We start from the raw sequence: 16,099 nt of genomic DNA, 5'->3' as shown, positions 1-16,099 counted from the left end.
ACCCCCGCCCCTGGAGGCACCGCATGTCCCTGTCCGAGACGTCCGCCGCCGAGACGCCCGCCACGCCGCCTCCCGGCTGCCCGGCCCACGCCCACGCCCACGGCGACGCCGACGCGTACATCGCGCTCGACCCGCTCGTCCGCGACCTCGACGGCGAGAGCGCGCAGCTGCGGGCGGCGGGGCCGCTGGCCAAGGTCATGCTGATCGGGGGCATCCCGGTCTACTCGGTCACCCACCACGCCGAGGCCCGCAAGCTGCTCACCGACAGCCGGCTGGTCAAGGACATCAACCAGTGGAACGCCTGGAACAACGGCGAGATCCCGGCCGACTGGCCGCTGATGGGCCTCGCCAACCCGGGCCGCTCCATGCTCACCGCCGACGGCCCCGAGCACCGGCGGCTGCGCAACTTCGTCGCCCAGGCGCTCACCGCGCGCCGGGTGCAGAAGCTCCGCCCGGGCATCGAGGCGCTCTGCGCGCGGATGCTGGACGGCATGGCGCGGGCCGCCGACGAGGACGGCGTGGTCGACCTCAAGGCCCACTACGCCCACCCGGTGCCGATGACGGTCATCACCGAACTCTTCGGAATGCCCTCGCACCACATCCCGCGGCTCAAGGAACTCTTCGACATCTTCTTCTCGACGGTGGTGCCGCGCGAGCAGGTGCCGCCGATGATGGCCGAACTCGACGACATCTTCCAGGCGTTCGTCCAGTCGAAGCGGGACAACCCGGGCGACGACCTGACCAGCGGCCTGCTGGAGGCGGCGGCCGACGGCGACACCCTCACCAACCAGGAGATCGTCAACACGCTGAAGATCATCGTCACCGCCGGCCACGAGACGACGATCAGCCTCATCGTCAACGCCGTCCGCGCCCTCTCCGCCCACCCCGACCAGCTCGCCCGGGTGCTGGCGGGCGAGATCCCCTGGTCCCAGGTGATCGAGGAGACGCTGCGCTACAACACCCCGACCTCGCACCTGCTGATCCGCTTCCCCACCGAGGACATCGAGGTCGGCGACCAGATCCTGCCCAAGGGCGAGGGCCTGATCGTCTCCTTCTCCGCCGCGGGCCGCGACGAGCGGCAGCACGGCCCCACCGCCGGGGAGTTCGACGTCACCCGCGACCCGATCCGGCACATCGCCTTCGGCCACGGCCCGCACGTCTGCCCCGGCGCCTCCCTCTCCCGCCTTGAGGCCGAGGTCGCCCTCCCCGCCCTCTACGCCCGCTTCCCCGAACTGACCCTCGCGGTCGACGACTCGGAGCTGCGCAACAAGCCGATCCTCACCCAGAACGACCTCTTCGACCTCCCGGTCCGCCTCCACGGCTGACCGGCGGCGTACGCGTACGGACCGGCCCGCCCGGAGATGGGGGGGCCGGTCCGCACCCCGGATGCCGTGTCTCACCCCCCGGACATTTCGCCGCGCCGTCCACCGACGGGCTAGGCTCGCGCCGTGGCTGAGATCCGGATTCCCGCTGACATCAAGCCCGCCGACGGTCGATTCGGCGCTGGCCCCTCCAAGGTGCGCACTCAGGCGCTGGACGCGCTCGCCGCCACCGGCACCTCCCTGCTGGGCACCTCCCACCGCCAGGCCCCGGTCAAGAACCTGGTCGGCCGGGTCCGCGAGGGCGTACGCGAGCTGTTCTCCCTCCCCGAGGGGTACGAGGTGATCCTGGGCAACGGCGGCTCCACCGCCTTCTGGGACGTCGCCACCCACGGCCTGATCGAGAACAAGTCCCAGCACCTCTCCTTCGGCGAGTTCTCCTCGAAGTTCGCCAAGGCGGCCAAGCTCGCCCCGTGGCTGGCCGAGCCGACCGTCATCTCCTCCGAGCCCGGCACCCACCCCGAGGCGCGCGCCGAGGCCGGCGTCGACGCCTACGGCCTCACCCACAACGAGACCTCCACCGGTGTCGCCGCCCCGATCAAGCGCGTCGCGGGCGCCGACGAGGGCGCGCTCGTGCTGGTCGACGCCACCTCCGGCGCGGGCGGCCTGCCGGTCGACATCACCGAGACCGACGTCTACTACTTCGCCCCGCAGAAGTCCTTCGCCTCCGACGGCGGCCTGTGGATCGGCGTCTTCTCCCCCGCCGCCCTGGAGCGCGCCCGCCGCGTCCACGCCTCGGGCCGCCACGTCCCCGAGTTCTTCTCGCTGCCGACCGCGATCGACAACTCCCTGAAGAACCAGACGTACAACACCCCGGCGCTCGCCACCCTCTTCCTCCTCGCCGAGCAGCTCGACTGGTTCAACGGCCAGGGCGGCCTGGACTGGGCCACCACCCGCACCGCCGAGTCGGCCCGCACGCTGTACGGCTGGGCCGAGGACGTGAAGTACGCCGACCCCTTCGTCACCGACCCGGCCAAGCGCTCCTCGGTGATCGGCACCATCGACTTCACCGACGACATCGACGCCGCCGCGGTCGCGGGGGCCCTGCGCGCCAACGGCATCGTCGACACCGAGCCCTACCGCAAGCTCGGCCGCAACCAGCTCCGCGTCGCGATGTTCCCGGCCGTCGACCCGGCCGACGTCGCCGCCCTGACGAAGTGCGTGGACTACGTCATCGAGCAGCTCTGAGGCCGGGGGCGGACGCCCGCCCCCGTGACCACCCCCGAGGCCCGCGCCGGTTCGTACGGCGCGGGCCTCGGGCGCGTCAGGGGACTCAGCCCGCGCACAACTCCGCGAACCGCTCCACCGACACGTTCCCGCCGGAGAGGATCACGCCGACCCGGGACGGGAGCGGGCCGAGACGCCCCGCCAGCAGGGCGGCCAGCCCCGTGGCGCCGCTCGGCTCCAGAACCGTCTTCAGGCGTTCGAAGGCGAAGGCCATGGCGGCGCGGATCTCGTCGTCGGTGACGGTCTCCACGGCGTCCGCGAGGAGGCGGTTGACCTGGAAGGTGAGGGCGCCGGGGGTGGCGAGGGCCTGACCGTCGGCGATGGTGCGGGGGACGGGCACGGTGACCCGCTCGCCGGCCGCCAGCGACCGGCGCGTGTCGTCGCCCGCCTCCGGTTCGACCCCGACGATGCGAATCGCCGGGTACAGCCCCTTCGCCGCCGTCGCCGACCCGGCCATCAGCCCGCCGCCGCCCACCGGCATCACCAGCGCCTCCAGTTCCCCGACCTCCTCGACGAGTTCCAGCGCCGCCGTGCCCTGTCCGGCCATCACGTCCGGGTGGTCGTACGGCGGGATCACCGGCAGCCCCCGTTCGGCGGCCAAGGCGGCGCCGATGGCCTCCCGGTCGCCGGTGTACCGGTCGTAGGTGACGACCTCCGCGCCGTACCCCTCGGTCGCCGCCCGCTTGGAGGCCGGGGCGTCCTCGGGCATCAGGATGACGGCGGTGGTGCCCAGTTCCCGGGCGGCCAGGGCGACGGCCTGGGCGTGGTTGCCCGAGGAGTAGGCGGCGATGCCGCGGGCCCGCGTCCGGGGGGCGAGGCGGGAGGCCGCGTGGTAGGCGCCCCGGAACTTGAAGGCGCCGGCCCGCTGGAGGTTCTCGGCCTTGAGGTGGACCTCGGCGCCGACCAGTCCGTCCAGCGTGCGGGAGCGCAGCACGGGGGTGCGGTGCACGACACCCTCGATGCGGCCGGCGGCGGCGCGTACGTCGTCCAAGGTGACGGGAAGCGAGGGGGTCACGGCTCTCCTCGGGTGCGGGACTGCGTGGGGCGGGGCGGCGGGGCGGCGGGGCGGCGGACCCATCGGCCCGTAGGGATCACTGATCCGCACCGCCCCTTACCCTAGGCAGTCGGCCGCCGCGCCGCACGCACTTTCCGCTCAGCGGCCCAGCCGCTGGAACCTCCGCACCGCCAGCGGCAGGAAGACGGCTGTGATGACCAACGGCCATACGAACGCGATCAGTTGGGCGTTCTGACTGATCCAGGTGGCGTCCGCGCCGACCGGGTTGCCGAAGAGTTCCCGGGTGGCGCTCGCGGTCGAGGAGATCGGGTTCCAAGCGGCGACGGCGCCGAGCCAGTCGGGCATGGTCGAGGGCGCGACGAAGACACTGGAGACCATGGTGAACGGGCGGCCCGTACCTCGGGGCTCGCGGAGGAGGAGTTCCGGGGAGCCCAGGTCCCGTACCTCAACGCCGCCACGGAGAGTGGCGCCCGCCCCCTGATGGCCTCCCTCTCCGAGGACACCTTCGCCCCCGGCTTCGACCACTTCGCCTTCGGCCTGGAACGCCTCGTCGCCGGGTTCGAGGCCCTGGTGGCGGATCGGCGCGCCGGGAAGTGACGGACGGGCGGCTACTTCGCCCCGCGCCGCCCCTTGCGCACCCCGAGCCATGCCAGCGCCACCGCGCCGACCGCGACCAGGCCGAGTGTGCTGGTCGGCTTCTCCTCGTCCCCGCCGGCCCGCCCCCGCCCGGGCTCGCCCGAGGCGGCCCCGCCCTGCGGCGCCTCGCCCTCGTCGTCGCGCTTCTCGACGTCGACCCGGACGACCCGGCTCCGCGCGCCCTCCGCCCCGTACATGAGCCCCGCCCCGTCGGCGGTGTACGTCACCGACTCCGACTGGCCGAGCAGCGGCGCCGAGAGCCGCCGGGGCTCGCCCAGGTGGCCGTCGCCCTTCCAGTCGTACGCCTTGGCGCCCAGGTAGGAGCGGAGGACCAGCTCGGAGCCGTCCGGGGAGAACGCGCCGTCGGTCACCCAGTCGACGTCGGCGCCGGTCGGGCGGAAGAGGTTGACGCCTTGGGCGGACAGCTTCTCGGGGCCCTCGTAGAGCCTGCCGCCGCTCTGCTTCTTGGAGGCGATGTAGACCCGCCCGGTCTTCGGGTGGACCATCAGCGCCTCGGCGTCGCGCGGCCCGCCCTCGTACTGGACGGTGAACTGCGTGGCGGCCACTGTCTGGTCCCGCAGCTCGGCCGGCTCCGGCAGGCGGTAGATCCAGACGTGGTCCCAGGTGCCGCCGAGGTTGTCGCCGATGTCGCCGACGTAGAGGTCGCCGTCGGGGCCGAGCGAGAGCGCCTCGACGTCCCGCGGCTCGCCGACGCCCGTCATCGTCACCGTGGCGACGGTCTTCCCGGTGCGCGAGTCGACGGCGTAGAGATAGGCGCCGTCGTCGCTGTCGTTGTGCGTCCAGTACACGCCCGGGTGCTTCCGGCTGGCCGCCAGTCCGCTGGACTCGGTGATCCGGGGGTCCTCGATGGTGAACTCCTGGTCCGCCCCCGACGCAGCCGAGGCCGGCGCCGCCGGGAGCAGCACCGCCCCGGCGGCGAGGGCGGCGGCGGCCACCGGCCGGCGGCGGGCGGTGCGGGTACGGCGGCTCATGGCCCCAGTCTGCTACGTACCGGGGCCGCCCGTGGCCCTGGCCGAGCCGGTCGTGGCCGGGCTCACGTCCCCGGCCCCGGCCGGCTGGGGGATGATGCTGCCCATGCGCTTCCTCTTCGTCGGCGACTCCATGACGGTCGGCCGGGCCGGGGACTTCACCTGGCGCCACCGGATGTGGCAGCACCTGGAGAGGACCCTGGGCCCCGGCGCGTACACCGTCACCGGCCCGCGTACCGGCCTGTACGCGGGCGACGGCGCCGACGCCTCCCAGGCGTACGCCGACCCGGACTTCCCCCGCGCCGCCCGCCGCCACCTCGCGGGCTGGGGCGAGGGGTGGCGGCACATGGCGCCGCTGATCCAGCCGGTCGTCGCCACCACCCGCGCCGACGTGCTGCTGATCTCCCTCGGCCTGATCGACCTCGGCTTCTACGCGCACGCCGAGGAGACCGCCGAGCACGCCCGCACCTTCCTGGCCCGCGCCCGCGCCGCCAAGCCTGACGTCCGCGCCGTGATCCTCCCGGTGATCCCCAACATCCGCGCCCGCACCGACCCGTTCTTCGCCGACGACTGCGCCCGCTTCAACACCCTCCTCGCCAAGGCCGTCGCCGACCTCGACCACCCCGGCTCCCCGCTGCTGCTCGCCTCCCACCCGGCGGGCTACACCCTGGACGCCGACACCTACGACGGCACCCACCCCGGCCCCACCGGCGAGCACCGCATCGCCGCCGCCTTCGCCGACGCGCTGCACCAGGCATGGGGCGTCGGGGGGCCGTACCGGGGTCTTCCGGAATCACACGCGCCGGAACAACTCGCCTGATTCTCACGACACTTGGGCTACTCTGAGGCCATGACTGCCGGGTCGGCCTCGCGCCGTTCACGAGTAGGGCACCCGGCCTCCGCTTGACGCGGAGGCGGGGACGAGCCCCGCCCTTCACCTTTCTCCACCCCGCCCGCCGCCGCGCGCTCCCGCGCCGCGTGCCCGCCGCGCCCGGAGAAAGGCCCACCCTCTTGACCACCACCACGACCACCGGTTCCGCCACGCCCGAACCCCACCCGATCCACGCCTTCAACCAGGGTGTGATCGACGAGTTCCGCGCCAATCAGGGCAAGGTCGGCGGCCCCTTCGAAGGCGGCCGCCTGCTCCTGATCACCACCACCGGCGCCCGCTCGGGCCGCCCGCACACCAGCCCGGTCAGCTACCTGCCCGACGGCGACCGCGTCCTGATCATCGCCTCGGCGGGCGGCAGTCCGCACCACCCCGCCTGGTACCACAACCTGGTCGCCCACCCCGTCCTCACCGTCGAGGACGGCACCTTCACCTACGAGGCGCGCGCCGAGATCCTCACCGGCGAGGAACGCGACCACCTCTACGCCCGCGCCGCCGAGGCCGACCCGGGCTGGACCGCGTACCAGCGGAAGACCACCCGGACCATCCCCGTGGTCGCCCTCACCCGGATCGACGCCGGCCCGCCCGCCGACGGCGTCCCGGCGGCCGTGCTGCTCGCCGTCCACGACGCCTTCCGGCGTGAACTGGGTATCGTCCGCCGGGAGTTCGCCGCGTCCGGCCCGACCCTGGCGGCCCAGCTGAAGGTCAACTGCCTGACCGCCTGCGACGGCCTCCACTTCCACCACACCATGGAGGACCGGGGCCTGTTCCCCGCCATGGCCCAGCAGCACCCCGACCTGGCCCCGGCCCTCGACCGCCTCCACGAGGAGCACGAGACCATCGCCGCCCTCCTGACCGCGCTCCGCGCCACCCTCGACCGCACCGACGCCACCCCGGCCGACCTCCTCCCGGACGTCGACCGCCTCATCGGCGAACTGGAGGACCACCTCACCTACGAGGAGGAGACCCTGATCCCTCTGCTCAGGGCCACCGCCTGACCACTGCCTCCCGCCCCCGCCCGGCGCCGCGCCCCGGACCACCGTCACCGTCCGGGGCGGGGCGCCCGCCGCCGTTCGCCGCGCCGCACCGGCGGCCGGATGTGCCGGTTGTGCCGGTTGTGCGTCACACGTAAAGGACGGCGGCCTTCCGACCCCCACACCGTCCAGGCCCTCGTATGCTGCGCCAGCGGCGTCCTGGTCCCCTAGCCTCGGCCAGGGGCAGGACCAGGACATCGCGGCCGGCTCCGCGAGGCGCACGAGTCCGGCCAGGTCGTCACCCTCCCCACACCGGACGACGAGAGCCTCGACAAGAACCACCCCGAGGAGTGGGGCAGCACCTACCACACCAACCACGCGTACTACGTGCGAGGCTTCACCGCCGACGGCAAGGTCATCCTCGGCAATCCCTGGGGCGTGCAGGACTACGCGCCGATCACCGTGAGCCAGGACCAGCTCGACCAGTACTTCCACTACCCCGAGGCGTTCGATGTCCCCTGACGACGATGCTGTTCCGCAGGCCAAGTACCCCTTCGAGGGCGACGGGCGATGGGCGCCGCGCTACCACATCCCCCACTCCGTCACCCGCGAAGGCCGCACCCACCGGCTCGTGGCGACGAACTCCGCGCGCCCATCGGTGCACGGCCGTATCCAGATCAGCTGCGCGGACCTGCCCCTCATCGAGCACGACGACCTGACCCCCGGCGACACCGTCGAGATCACGGGCGACCTCTGGCGGGTGGCGGAGGTCGACTACCGCACCCGGATCGTCCTGGAGCGCGCCGATGCGTAGGTACGGCGGCGGCACGGGAGCGGCCCTGCTGGCGCTGCTGGCCCTGGCCGGGTGCGGCACCGCTCCCGACACCGGCGGCGAGGGCGACGGCGGCAGGGCGACCCCGGCCGCCCGGGACAAAGGCCCCGCCTGCGTGGGCGAGGACACCGGCGACTCCGTCCACGTCCTGCGCGGAGGCGGCTTCAAGCTGCCCGGCGGGGGCGGCGTGCAGTACGCGGAGGCCACCGCCGACGGTACGAAGCGCACGGCCACCCTGCGCGACGGCGCCACGTACGCCTCCGGCCAGGACCAGTGGAAAGTGGCACCCGGCGCCAAGGTCACCGTCTCCAGCCACGCCTACACCGTCCGCCAGATCTGCGCCCACCGCGTGGCCCTGGAGCCGGCGTCGGCCAAGGCCCGCACCGCCCTCGCCGCCGATCCCGCCTCGCTCGAACCCCGCCGGGGCGCCGCCGACGACGCCCTCTGCTTCACCACCAGCCCCACCGTCCTGGCCGCCGCCTCCCAGGGCTTCCCCGCCCAGGGCGACACCCTCACCCTCCTCGCCAACGGCGGCGTCCAGCGCTTCCCCACCGGCCTGTCCGTCACCGTCGCCTACGTCCACCCGGACACCGGCACCGCCGGCATCGACGCCAACTGCGCCTCCGTACCCGTCGCCGGCTACGAGGACCTACGGCCCGGGTACGCCGTGGAGTTCGCCGGTGTCGAGTTCGAGGTATCGACGGTGACCGAACAGGCGGTACGACTCACGCGCACGAGCGGATAGGAGGCGGAAGCCCGGCCCCCGCCCCCACCCGTCAGCGGTTGACCGACTGGATCTCCTCGACCTCGACCGCCTGCTCGTTGCCGAACGTCCCGTCCGGCAACGCCTGCGGATTCGCCACCCCGGTCCCGGTCCAGCTGATCTCCCAGGTCACGGTCGCCTCCATCGCGTACGACGCACCGCCCGACGAACGCAGATACGTCACCCCGCACGGCGGCTCCCGATCCGCCTTCCCCTTGGCGTACGGCTCCCCGATCGACCCGTCACCGTTGATGACGCACTCCCCCGACACCGGGTGGAGCCGCGCGTCCTTCGTCCCCGGCTCGATCTTCAACGACCTGGGCGTCGCCGTCGTCGTCGCCGACATGTCCAGCCCACCCACCGCCAACGAGGCCGTCACCGAAACCGGCTTGAACTCCCCACCGTCCAACCAAGCCCAGGTCGGCAGATTCACCTTGCTCTTCTTACCAGGAGCAAGCATCACCTCGGTCCCGGGCACCTTGATCTGCTCGTAGGCAAGACCGGCCAGAATCTCAGGGGTGATGATGTTCTCGACATCGGGGGTTTCACCGTTGTCGGCCCAGAAAGGCAGGCGACTACAGGTGAATTGCTCATCCAGGGGAGCGTTTGGGTTCTGAACAGCACCCCACCACATTCCCTCCCCCTTCTTCTCCCTGTTGAAATCCTCATAGTCCCCATCGATGTAGTTGCGCCGCTCCTCATTCCACTGGCTCGCAGCATCCGGAGGAATCCCCGGGTCGTTACGCATCCCGTTGTGCATCCGCTGGTAGTAGTCGCTCAGTTCATCCGGGCTCCACTTGGGCGCATACCAGCACGGAGGGGGGCTCCAATCCGTCTGCACAGCGGAAACCGGCCCAGCCAAGGCCCCACTACCGTTCTTGGAAGTGTCATACTCGATCACCGCCACCTGCGCCGCGAGATCACCATTCTTCTGCTTGCCTTCGGCGTCGATGACTCGCCCAGCTACGGCGGGCCCACCGAAGACCATCAGCAGGGCCCCAGAGGTAGCGGCCACCAGCGTGCCCCTGATTATTACCCCGCGCATTCAACGGCCCCCCTGCTCCCCTCGATCGCCTTGACTCGCCACAAACCCTTGATCTTCTTCGCCTCCTCAAGAACAATCTGGAAGTGGAAGGTGTTCGACGCCTTGGCGTCACCCTTCAATGTCTTGCCGGAACCCACTTCCTTGTTGAAGAATTCGTCCTCGTTCTGGCAGTACGTAACGGAGGCCAGGGAGTTCTTCATCAGCTTGACCCTGGCGGCACTGAAGCGCTGCACACCCGTAACGCTGTACCCGGCATCGACCGTACTCTCGATCTGCTCCTTCGCGTATTCAGCTCCCGATCCTGAAGGAACCGAGTAGAACTTATAGGCCGGACTCTCCGGGTCCTGTTCCGTAATTCCGAAGATGACGGCCTTCAAGTACTCCTGGGTATCGCCGAGGACAGCGGCCTCCTCGGCGCCTGAAGGCTTCTCCCAGTTGAACTCGAGCTCAACGTCCTTGGGAAACTTCATCTCCGGCCGATCGATCGCGTCCGCACCCGTTTCCTCCTCACCCGCCGAAGGCGAAGCCTTCGCGGAACTCTCCCCCGCCCCCGGGATCTTGTCGTCCGGCCCGGACGACTCCCCTCCGCAAGCCGTCAGGAGGAGTGCGGTCGCCGTGGCGAGCGCGGTGAGGGCGGGCAACGTTCGGCGGTTCACGTGTGACTCCCGGTGGGACGAAAGTTCGGACTGAGGCAACTGACGTTAACGCCGCGCCATTTGCCTTCGCCAGGCGCCTCGTGGGCGCGATGCGCCACAGAGGCCGAAAGCTTCCCCTCGTACGGCGCCCCTCTCACTGATCGACCGAATGGGTGCGCGGCCGTCGACCGATACGCCGCTGGCGATCACCCCTGCTTCTCGGAAATTCCTCCAGGGCAACGCGGCCTCGAAACGTCCTTGCGGGGAAGGGGTTTGACGTCGGAAGGGCACGCCCCTCGGGCGCCGTCGCCATGGCGTTGGCGATGGCAGGCGGCGTATCGGTCGCCGCTCAGACGGCCGCCCCGGTCTCCCCGGCTGCCGTCCGGGCAGCGGCCACCCGTTCGTACCCGTACGTCCACGTCTTCAAGACGACACGAAGATCGGCCAGTTCCAGGTCGTCATCAGCGGCCACCGGAACCTGCCGTCCAGCCCTCCGGCCCGAATCCGACCAGCCAGAACACCCGTGACGACGATGTGGCGCAAATCCGCCGTTCGCGCGGCGGTGGCACCCCGATCGCGCCGAAGAGGACGCGCACCCTCAACAGCGGAACGCTGACGGGGAAACGGATCTCCAGCTCAGTGATCCGCTGATCCGGGCGGCCCCACGGAGCGGCCCGTGCCGCTGGGCGACGAGACTCCCGGCGGACCGGTCCTCAGCCGAGGGGGACCGGCTCTGCCGGGAGCGCGCTCAGGCCCGTGCTCAGGTGGTCCGCTCGTAGGTCCCCGGCCCCCGCTTGCCCTCGCCGGTGACGGTCAGCGTCTGCGCCGGGTCGGCGTCGGGCAGGGTCAGGGTCAGGGTGCGGTCGGGGCCCGAGGTGCAGGTCAGGTCGGCGGTGTACGCGGTGCGACCGGCGCGCTGGGCCTCGCCGTTGCAGGTGGCGTCCTCGGCCGTGAGCGTGACGGCCCCGTCGTCGCTGACCGTGAGGGTGGCCGGAGCTTCCGGGTCGGCCTTGTCCCACACGCCGGTGAGCGGCCCGCCCGGCCCGGTCGTGGCGGGGCTGGGCGCGGGCATGGCGGACGTGCCGGTGGGCCGGGGGGACGGGGCGTCGTCGCCGGAGCCGCAGGCGGCGGTGAGAGTGAGCAGCGGGGCGCACAGGAGGAGGGCGGCGGTCCGGCCTCGCGGTGTTCGCTTGGGCACGGGTTCCCCCGATGGTCTGCGGGACGGCGACGGATGTCGCTGGGCACGCTGCCAGCAGCTTCGTCCCACGTCAAGCACGCCTCCGCCGCCGCGCCGGTCAGCGAGCGGTCCCGCCTGGCCGAGCCGCCCCCCGACCTGTTCCCGCACGCCGCGTACGACGTCTCGGACATCGTCTACCCGACGGGCGTCGGCACCTTCCCGGGGTACGCGCTGCGCAAGCGAGAACGTCCTGATCTAACCCTTGAGGTCCTTGGCCGGGGAGGTCGGCCCCGTCGCCGCCCGCTTCTCGCGCCGGGCGGCGACGGCGTGGGCGCCGGCCGAGTGCAGGGAGCGCAGGGCGAGCAGGAGGAAGCCGACGTCGTCGAGGTAGATCGGGTCGGGCAGCAGGTCGACGGGGGAGACGGCGTAGACGACGGCGGTCCAGAACAGGGCCTTGTTCTGGAGCGGGACGCCGGCGTCCGCGAGGAGTCTGCGGGCGCGGAAGACGCGGACCAGCAGGACGAGGACGGCCGCCAGCCCCGCCAGGGCGACGACCACGGCGAGGGCGATCCACTGGCCGGTGCTCATGGGGCCGCTCCTGCCCCGTCGGGCAGGCGGCTCACGGGTACTCTTCGCCGCACCGCGAGCAGAAGAGGGGCGCCGGGTCGTCGGAGACACGGCCGCAGCCGGGGCAGACCCGGTCCGTGAAGCAGGGCGGCTCGCCGCCGGGCGGCTCGGGGGCGCGGACGGCGCCGGGCGGGGCGGAGCCGATGGTGAGGCCGGGGCGGCGGCGGTGGACGGTGAGGTAGGCGAGGCCGCGGTGCCCGGCCGTGAAGGCGCGCCGGGCACCGCGCGGCAGCCACAGCACGGCGGACTCCTCCAGTGCCAGGCCGTCCGGGTCGACCCGGCCACTTCCGGCCACGACCACCAGCAGGACGTCCAGGACGGACTCGCGGTGCTCGCCGACGACCGCGCCGGGCGCCAGCCGCACCAGGTTGGCGTCCAGCTCCCGCCCGTCCTCGGCCAGCCGCCACAGCGCGCCGCGCTCCTCGTCGCCGGCCGCCGCCAGCCGCTCCCGCAGCAGTGCCAGCAGGTGGGGCCTGGCCCCCGTCGTCTCGGTCATGGGACCGAGCCTGCCACAGCACTCCGGCGAAGCCACGCCGTCCGGCCCCCTTGCCTGGAGTCCACCGGAGGAGCTTGGCTGTCAGCCATGGAGTACACGCAGCTCGGACGTACGGGCCTCAAGGTCAGCCGCCTCGTGCTCGGCACGATGAACTTCGGGCCGAAGACCGGCGAGGCGGAGAGCCACGCCCTCATGGACACGGCTCTCGACGACGGCATCAACTTCTTCGACACGGCCAACGTGTACGGCTGGGGCGAGAACAAGGGGCGCACCGAGGAGATCCTCGGCACCTGGTTCGCCCAGGGCGCGGGCCGCCGCGACAAGGTGGTCCTGGCCACCAAGGTCTACGGGAACATGGGCGCGGACGGCGACGTCTGGCCCAACCACGACCGGCTCTCCGCCCTCAACATCCGCCGCGCGGTGGACGCCAGCCTGCGCAGGCTCCAGACCGACCACATCGACCTGTACCAGTTCCACCACGTCGACCGGCGCACCCCGTTCGACGAGATCTGGCAGGCCATGGACACCCTGGTCCAGCAGGGCAAGGTCCTTTACGCCGGTTCCTCGAACTTCCCCGGCTACAAGATCGCCCAGGCCAACGAGGCGGCGGCCCGCCGCGGCAGCCTCGGCCTGGTCAGCGAGCAGTGCCTCTACAACCTCGCGGAGCGCCGCGCGGAGATGGAGGTCGTCCCGGCCGCCCGGGAGTACGGCCTCGGCGTCATCGCCTGGTCGCCGCTGCACGGGGGGCTGCTCGGCGGGGCCATCCGCAAGGAGCGGGAGGGCGTCGGGGCGCGCAGCACCGCCGGCCGCTCGGGCGACGCGCTGGCCAACTCCACGATCCGCGCGAAGGTCCAGGCGTACGAGGACCTGGTGGAGAAGCACGGTCTGGAGCCGGGTGAAGTGGCGCTGGCCTGGCTGCTGTCGCGGCCGGGGGTGACCGGGCCGATCGTCGGGCCGCGCACCGAAGAGCAACTCGCCTCGGCGGTCCGCGCCGTCGGCCTGGAGCTGCCGGAGGAACTGCTCACGGCGCTCGACGGGATCTTCCCGGGCCCGGGGCCGTCCCCGGAGGCGTTCGCCTGGTGACAGCGGCCACGCGGCGACAGCGCCCCCGGAGCCGTACGGCTCCGGGGGCGCTGTCGCGCGTACCTGTCAGGCGCCGACGGCCGCCGAGACGGCGACGACGGCGAACATCAGTACAAGCACACCGGCCATGATCCGGTTCCTGGTCTTGGGGTCCACGCCTACGAGGTTAACGGCCCGGTGGCCCCGCCCGGGCCCGGGGTGACCGACCCCACGCCCCGCCCGTCACCCGTCACCCGTCACCCGTCACCCGCCGAGCGGCCACCGCCCCGCCGTCCCGTACGTCGGCCGGGCCCCGGGCACTCCCCCGGGCGGTGGCACGCTGCGGACCAGCCGCACCTCGGTGACCTGCCAGGGCCCGGCCGCCAACCGCGCCAGCGCCTCGGTGTACGGGGCGAGCCGTACGGGCTGTCCGGGCCGGGCGCGGGCCAGTGTCAGATGGGGCCGGAAGGCGTGCTCGGCGTCGGGCGGCAGCCCGGCCCGGGTGGCGGCGGCGCGGACCCGGTCGGCGAGGCGGCCGAGGGCGGTCAGGTCGCCGTCGGGGCGGGCCCACAGCACGCGGTCGCCGAAGCGGCCGGCGCCGCGCAGGGCGAGCGGGAAGGGCGCGGTGCGGTGTGCGGCCCGGGCGAGCCGCTCGGCGAGGCCGTCCAGGCGGGCGGGGTCGCAGGGGCCGAGGAAGGCGAGGGTGAGGTGGCGTCCGCCCGCCTCGGTGCGCCGTAGCCGGTCGGCGCCGGGCAGGGCGTCCAGCGCGGCGGTGGCGCGGTCGAGGTCGGCGAGGACCGCGTCGGGCGGCACGACGGCGACGAAGAGGCGGGGGCGGGGCGCGGGACTGGCCATGGGCGCAGTCTGCCGGGCCCCGGGTACGGCGACGGCCGCTCCCCGGCGTGGGGAGCGGCCGTGTGCGGGCCCCGGGGTGCGGTCAGGCGGCTGCCGTCAGCCGCTTCTCGGCCGGCACGAACCGGATGTGCTTGCGGCCCCGGCGCAGGTCGACCTTGAGCTTCAGCCCGCCGACGCGGGCCAGGACCAGGCCGACGGCGACAGCGGCCAGCAGCGAGACGGCACCGCCGGCGGCGAAGCCGGTACGGGCGCCGTACTCGTCGGTGATCCAGCCGAGCAGCGGGGCGCCCAGCGGCGTGCCGCCGGTGAAGACCATCATGAAGAGCGCCATGACGCGCCCGCGCATCTGCGGTTCGGTGGCCATCTGCACGTAGGAGTTGGCCGTGACGTTGACGGTCAGGCCGAACATGCCGGTCAGCACCATGAGGACGGCGAAGATCCAGAAGGACGGCGCGAAGGCGGCGACGACCTCCAGGATGCCGAAGCCCACGGCGGCGGCGACCAGCAGCCGCAGCCGTCCCGCTCCGCGCCGGGCGGCGAGCAGGGCGCCGGCCAGGGAGCCGGCAGCCATCAGCGTGTTGAGCGTGCCGTACATGCCGGGTCCGCCGTCGAAGACCTTGTCGGCGAAGGCGGAGAGCCAGATCGGGAAGTTGAACCCGAAGGTGCCGATGAAGCCCACCAGGACGATCGGCCAGATCAGGTCGGGCCGCCCGGCGACGTACCTGAGGCCCTCGCGGAGCTGGCCCTTGCCGCGCGGGGCGCGCGGGGCCCGGTGCAGGTCGCCCATCCGCATCATCAGCAGTCCCGCGATGGGTGCGGCGAAGGAGAGCCCGTTGATGAGGAAGGCGTAGCCGGAGCCGACGGCGCTGATCAGCACGGCGGCGACGGCCGGGCCGACCAGGCGGGCGGACTGGAAGTTGGCCGAGTTCAGGGAGACCGCGTTGGCGAGCTGGCGGGGTCCGACCATCTCGCTGACGAAGGTCTGCCGCGCCGGGTTGTCGACGACGGTGACGAGGCCGAGGACGAACGCGGTGACGTAGACGTGCCAGACCTGGACCTGGCCGGTGAGGGTCAGCCCGGCGAGGGCGAGGCCGGTGAGGCCCATGGCGGCCTGGGTGAGGAGGAGCAGCGGGCGCTTGGGCAGCCGGTCGACGAGGACACCGCCGTAGAGGCCGAAGAGGAGCATCGGCAGGAACTGGAGGGCGGTGGTGACACCGACGGCGGCGGACGACCCGGTGAGGGTCAGGACCAGCCAGTCCTGGGCGATGCGCTGCATCCAGGTGCCGGTGTTGGAGATGACCTGTCCGGCGAAGAAGAGCCGGTAGTTGTGGATCTTCAGCGAGCTGAACATGGACTGCTTGGGGGCGGGCGGGGTGGTCTCGTGGGCGGCTGGTGCGGGGGCGGAGTCTGCTCCGGGTCCCGTACTCAAAGGACGTCGCCTCCTCGTGTCGGGGATGTCAGGCCGTTCTTCGTCGATCGGTGCTGCTGGGTCCTGCTG

General features: G+C 72.6%; 18 protein-coding genes and 2 pseudogenes. 9 read left to right on the top strand and 11 right to left on the bottom strand.

The genetic code is table 11. The annotated features are described in order from the left end of the window. Positions 1-23 precede the first annotated feature (23 nt). Both ACSLIC_RS15550 and serC read left to right on the top strand, forming a co-directional pair. On the top strand, positions 24-1,325 hold the full coding sequence (locus ACSLIC_RS15550) for a cytochrome P450 family protein (RefSeq protein ID WP_436738292.1): 1,302 nt from the start codon (positions 24-26) through the stop codon (positions 1,323-1,325). Between the two features lie 123 nt (positions 1,326-1,448). Then, a complete protein-coding gene (gene serC, locus ACSLIC_RS15545) occupies positions 1,449-2,567 on the top strand; it encodes a phosphoserine transaminase (protein ID WP_436738291.1) in 1,119 nt (372 codons plus the stop codon). A gap of 85 nt (positions 2,568-2,652) precedes the next feature. Here serC and ACSLIC_RS15540 read toward each other — a convergent pair whose 3' ends face one another. Together ACSLIC_RS15540 and ACSLIC_RS15535 are read right to left on the bottom strand one after the other, a co-directional pair. Then, a complete protein-coding gene (locus ACSLIC_RS15540) occupies positions 2,653-3,621 on the bottom strand; it encodes a pyridoxal-phosphate dependent enzyme (protein ID WP_436738290.1) in 969 nt (322 codons plus the stop codon). 138 nt (positions 3,622-3,759) lie between these two features. Next, positions 3,760-4,008 (bottom strand): annotated as a pseudogene (locus tag ACSLIC_RS15535) (ABC transporter permease); the annotation flags it as partial. Here ACSLIC_RS15535 and ACSLIC_RS15530 point away from each other — a divergent pair. Next, positions 4,009-4,218: pseudogene (locus ACSLIC_RS15530) on the top strand (TetR/AcrR family transcriptional regulator C-terminal domain-containing protein); the annotation flags it as partial. Between the two features lie 11 nt (positions 4,219-4,229). Here the strand turns inward: ACSLIC_RS15530 and ACSLIC_RS15525 are convergent. Beyond that, positions 4,230-5,249 carry a WD40 repeat domain-containing protein gene (locus ACSLIC_RS15525; RefSeq protein WP_436738289.1) on the bottom strand — a complete coding sequence of 340 codons (1,020 nt, stop codon included), beginning with the start codon at positions 5,247-5,249 and terminating at the stop codon, positions 4,230-4,232. Between the two features lie 103 nt (positions 5,250-5,352). Here ACSLIC_RS15525 and ACSLIC_RS15520 point away from each other — a divergent pair, with 103 nt between their 5' ends. The 5 genes from ACSLIC_RS15520 (at position 5,353) to ACSLIC_RS15500 (ending at position 8,686) form a co-directional block, all read left to right on the top strand. Continuing rightward, positions 5,353-6,066, top strand: a complete 714-nt coding sequence (locus tag ACSLIC_RS15520; protein WP_436740381.1) for a GDSL-type esterase/lipase family protein — start codon at positions 5,353-5,355, stop codon at positions 6,064-6,066. 191 nt (positions 6,067-6,257) lie between these two features. Continuing rightward, complete coding sequence (locus tag ACSLIC_RS15515; RefSeq protein WP_436738288.1) at positions 6,258-7,133, top strand: nitroreductase/quinone reductase family protein; 876 nt, start codon at positions 6,258-6,260, stop codon at positions 7,131-7,133. Between the two features lie 363 nt (positions 7,134-7,496). Continuing rightward, entirely contained in the window at positions 7,497-7,631 is a 135-nt protein-coding gene (locus ACSLIC_RS15510) for a hypothetical protein (RefSeq protein WP_436738287.1), read from the top strand. After that, complete coding sequence (locus tag ACSLIC_RS15505; RefSeq protein ID WP_436738286.1) at positions 7,621-7,923, top strand: hypothetical protein; 303 nt, start codon at positions 7,621-7,623, stop codon at positions 7,921-7,923. The genes ACSLIC_RS15510 and ACSLIC_RS15505 overlap by 11 nt, the downstream gene beginning before the upstream one ends. After that, on the top strand, positions 7,916-8,686 hold the full coding sequence (locus ACSLIC_RS15500) for a hypothetical protein (protein WP_436738285.1): 771 nt from the start codon (positions 7,916-7,918) through the stop codon (positions 8,684-8,686). The genes ACSLIC_RS15505 and ACSLIC_RS15500 overlap by 8 nt, the downstream gene beginning before the upstream one ends. Before the next feature lie 31 nt (positions 8,687-8,717). Here the strand turns inward: ACSLIC_RS15500 and ACSLIC_RS15495 are convergent, their stop codons facing one another. The 6 genes from ACSLIC_RS15495 to ACSLIC_RS15470 all read right to left on the bottom strand — a co-directional run bounded on the left by ACSLIC_RS15495 (position 8,718) and on the right by ACSLIC_RS15470 (position 12,684). After that, entirely contained in the window at positions 8,718-9,749 is a 1,032-nt protein-coding gene (locus ACSLIC_RS15495) for a hypothetical protein (protein WP_436738284.1), read from the bottom strand. Next, entirely contained in the window at positions 9,737-10,405 is a 669-nt protein-coding gene (locus ACSLIC_RS15490) for a hypothetical protein (protein ID WP_436738283.1), read from the bottom strand. Before ACSLIC_RS15490 ends, ACSLIC_RS15495 begins: the two co-directional genes overlap by 13 nt. Positions 10,406-10,733: 328 nt before the next feature. After that, on the bottom strand, positions 10,734-10,856 hold the full coding sequence (locus tag ACSLIC_RS15485; RefSeq protein WP_436738282.1) for a hypothetical protein: 123 nt from the start codon (positions 10,854-10,856) through the stop codon (positions 10,734-10,736). Positions 10,857-11,144: 288 nt separating this feature from the next. Then, complete coding sequence (locus ACSLIC_RS15480) at positions 11,145-11,582, bottom strand: hypothetical protein (RefSeq protein WP_436738281.1); 438 nt, start codon at positions 11,580-11,582, stop codon at positions 11,145-11,147. Between the two features lie 234 nt (positions 11,583-11,816). Continuing rightward, on the bottom strand, positions 11,817-12,149 hold the full coding sequence (locus tag ACSLIC_RS15475) for a YkvA family protein (protein WP_436738280.1): 333 nt from the start codon (positions 12,147-12,149) through the stop codon (positions 11,817-11,819). A 31-nt stretch (positions 12,150-12,180) separates the two neighbouring features. Next, the gene (locus ACSLIC_RS15470; RefSeq protein ID WP_436738279.1) at positions 12,181-12,684 is read right to left on the bottom strand and encodes a hypothetical protein; all 504 of its coding nucleotides are present in this window, start codon (positions 12,682-12,684) and stop codon (positions 12,181-12,183) included. Positions 12,685-12,771: 87 nt separating this feature from the next. On the opposite strand from ACSLIC_RS15470, the gene ACSLIC_RS15465 reads away from it, so the two are divergent. After that, positions 12,772-13,767: an aldo/keto reductase gene (locus ACSLIC_RS15465; RefSeq protein ID WP_436738278.1), complete on the top strand. Its 996-nt coding sequence runs from the start codon at positions 12,772-12,774 to the stop codon at positions 13,765-13,767. A gap of 243 nt (positions 13,768-14,010) precedes the next feature. On the opposite strand, the gene thpR is transcribed toward ACSLIC_RS15465, so the two are convergent. Then, positions 14,011-14,601 (bottom strand): RNA 2',3'-cyclic phosphodiesterase, encoded by a 591-nt coding sequence (thpR, locus tag ACSLIC_RS15460; protein WP_436738277.1) that lies wholly within the window; start codon positions 14,599-14,601, stop codon positions 14,011-14,013. A gap of 82 nt (positions 14,602-14,683) precedes the next feature. Continuing rightward, positions 14,684-16,030, bottom strand: coding sequence for an MFS transporter (locus ACSLIC_RS15455; RefSeq protein ID WP_436738276.1), 1,347 nt, complete (start codon positions 16,028-16,030; stop codon positions 14,684-14,686). Between the last annotated feature and the right edge of the window lie 69 nt (positions 16,031-16,099).

The sequence above is a fragment of the Streptomyces sp. BBFR102 genome (assembly GCF_051397025.1).
Lineage (GTDB): Bacteria > Actinomycetota > Actinomycetes > Streptomycetales > Streptomycetaceae > Streptomyces.
This window is presented reverse-complemented; position numbering and strand designations above follow the sequence as displayed.

Coding starts and splice junctions, on each gene's coding strand:
- ACSLIC_RS15470 (WP_436738279.1), bottom strand. CDS start 12,684: ATGACCGAGACGACGGGGGCCAGGCCCCACCTGCTGGCACTGCTGCGG.
- ACSLIC_RS15500 (WP_436738285.1), top strand. CDS start 7,916: ATGCGTAGGTACGGCGGCGGCACGGGAGCGGCCCTGCTGGCGCTGCTG.
- ACSLIC_RS15550 (WP_436738292.1), top strand. CDS start 24: ATGTCCCTGTCCGAGACGTCCGCCGCCGAGACGCCCGCCACGCCGCCT.
- ACSLIC_RS15495 (WP_436738284.1), bottom strand. CDS start 9,749: ATGCGCGGGGTAATAATCAGGGGCACGCTGGTGGCCGCTACCTCTGGG.
- ACSLIC_RS15475 (WP_436738280.1), bottom strand. CDS start 12,149: ATGAGCACCGGCCAGTGGATCGCCCTCGCCGTGGTCGTCGCCCTGGCG.
- ACSLIC_RS15465 (WP_436738278.1), top strand. CDS start 12,772: ATGGAGTACACGCAGCTCGGACGTACGGGCCTCAAGGTCAGCCGCCTC.
- ACSLIC_RS15505 (WP_436738286.1), top strand. CDS start 7,621: ATGTCCCCTGACGACGATGCTGTTCCGCAGGCCAAGTACCCCTTCGAG.
- ACSLIC_RS15525 (WP_436738289.1), bottom strand. CDS start 5,249: ATGAGCCGCCGTACCCGCACCGCCCGCCGCCGGCCGGTGGCCGCCGCC.
- ACSLIC_RS15520 (WP_436740381.1), top strand. CDS start 5,353: ATGCGCTTCCTCTTCGTCGGCGACTCCATGACGGTCGGCCGGGCCGGG.
- thpR (WP_436738277.1), bottom strand. CDS start 14,601: ATGGCCAGTCCCGCGCCCCGCCCCCGCCTCTTCGTCGCCGTCGTGCCG.